This is a genomic window from Herbaspirillum lusitanum P6-12 (assembly GCF_000256565.1).
GTDB lineage: Bacteria > Pseudomonadota > Gammaproteobacteria > Burkholderiales > Burkholderiaceae_D > Herbaspirillum > Herbaspirillum lusitanum.
Genome location: NZ_AJHH01000530.1, coordinates 1 through 1,406, shown reverse-complemented (window position 1 = coordinate 1,406; position 1,406 = coordinate 1). Strand labels below are relative to the sequence as shown.

At 58.7% G+C, this 1,406-nt stretch carries 3 protein-coding genes; 2 read left to right on the top strand and 1 reads right to left on the bottom strand.

Annotated elements, in window-relative coordinates:
- Positions 1 to 241: LysR substrate-binding domain-containing protein (locus HLUSI_RS29315; protein WP_040503620.1), on the top strand; the 241-nt coding region annotated here is incomplete at its 5' end.
- 81 nt (positions 242 to 322) lie between these two features.
- Here the strand turns inward: HLUSI_RS29315 and HLUSI_RS0117560 are convergent.
- Complete coding sequence (locus HLUSI_RS0117560) at positions 323 to 634, bottom strand: BON domain-containing protein (protein ID WP_016835202.1); 312 nt, start codon at positions 632 to 634, stop codon at positions 323 to 325.
- A gap of 408 nt (positions 635 to 1,042) precedes the next feature.
- On the opposite strand from HLUSI_RS0117560, the gene HLUSI_RS29310 reads away from it, so the two are divergent.
- A partial coding sequence (locus HLUSI_RS29310) for an FAD-dependent oxidoreductase (protein ID WP_162098082.1) occupies positions 1,043 to 1,406 on the top strand: 364 nt, incomplete at its 3' end.

The following is a 1,406-nucleotide window of genomic DNA, read 5'->3' as shown; positions in this document are numbered from 1 at the left end:
ACCGCGCGAATGGGCCGTAGCCGGCGTCGGCATCGCCTACAAATCCTGGATTGACGTGCGCGACGACGTACGCGCCGGCAGGCTGGCGACCTTGCTTGATGCGTACTGCCAGGAAGAAATCCCGCTCAATGCGGTCTATCCTCATCGCAACAGCGCATCGCCGACGGTGCGCGCCTTGCTGGCTTTTTTGCGGGTGCGCTTCGATGCACTGGACGCATTGGATACAGCGAACGCGCAATGAAAAACGGCCCGGCCGACTGATGTCGAACGGGCCGGGGGGACGCCAGCTGTGGCTTGGCTTGCTTGCCCCCTTGCTTGCTGCTTACTTGACCACCAGACTGTTCTTCACACCCTTGACGCCTTCCACCTTGCGCGTCACTTCAGCAGCCTTGAGAGAAGCGGCGCTGTTGTTCACGAAACCGCTCAGTTGCACGATGCCCTTGAAGGTCTCGACGCCGATCTCCAGCGTTTTCAGGTTCGGCTCTTCAAAGATCGCCGCCTTCACCTTGGTAGTGATCACGGAGTCGTCGATGTATTGGCCGGTGCTGGCCTGTTGGGGTGTAGAACCGCAACCGGCCAGCGCCAATACGAACAGTGCGAAGAAGAATGCAGCAAAACGTTTGGTCATGATCATGGTATTCACCTTTTTAAATTTGTTGATGCGCGCTGATACAACTGCAAGACGCTCGTTCCGGCAAACCGGGAAACCGCTTTAGCGCGGCTGGCGCTAATGTAACCAGTCAGCACCGAAAATAACAAGCCCCCTTCGGAGGAAAAGTCCGTTTAGCGATTCCGTGGCCAGGCGACAATTTCCCAAATGCCGAAATCAGTTGAGGGCGTTTTACAAAGCTGCCGCGCTATTGCCGCAAAAAAAGCAAAGCGCTGTACGCCCCTGCGATTTGGTATCATTCAGGCCGCATTACGGGGCGAGTATCGGGCGAACACCCCGGACGGATCATCGGCGCACCTCGGCAAGCAGCGCCAGTACAGGTTGACAAGGTTTCCACCGGGTCGGCCTCGATTGAATTAGTGACGATAAATAGTGACGCATAATAAAACACTGAAGCAGATTGCCGTTGTGGGCGGGGGCCTGTCGGGGGTAACTACAGCCTATTTCCTGGCCCGCGCCGGCTTTGAGGTCGCGGTGCTGGAACGCCGCGCCAACGTCGCCGAAGAAGCCACTTTCGGCAACTCCGGCCTGCTCGCACCCAGCGTGGTGCAGCCGCTGGTCCTGCCGGCGATCACGCGCACCGCCTTTTCCAACCTGTTCAAGAGCGAACCGCCGATCCTGGTCAAGTCCGGCTTCAATCCCTCGCGCTGGCGCTGGGTGCGCAAGTCGCGCCGCGAATACCAGGATTATTTCTCGCTCAACAAGCAGCGCCTGACGCGCTTGTCCGCCTACGGCC

What these genes read in the sequence shown, in the direction of transcription:
- HLUSI_RS0117560 (WP_016835202.1), bottom strand. Translation starts at nt 634, where the DNA reads ATGATCATGACCAAACGTTTTGCTGCATTCTTCTTCGCACTGTTCGTA.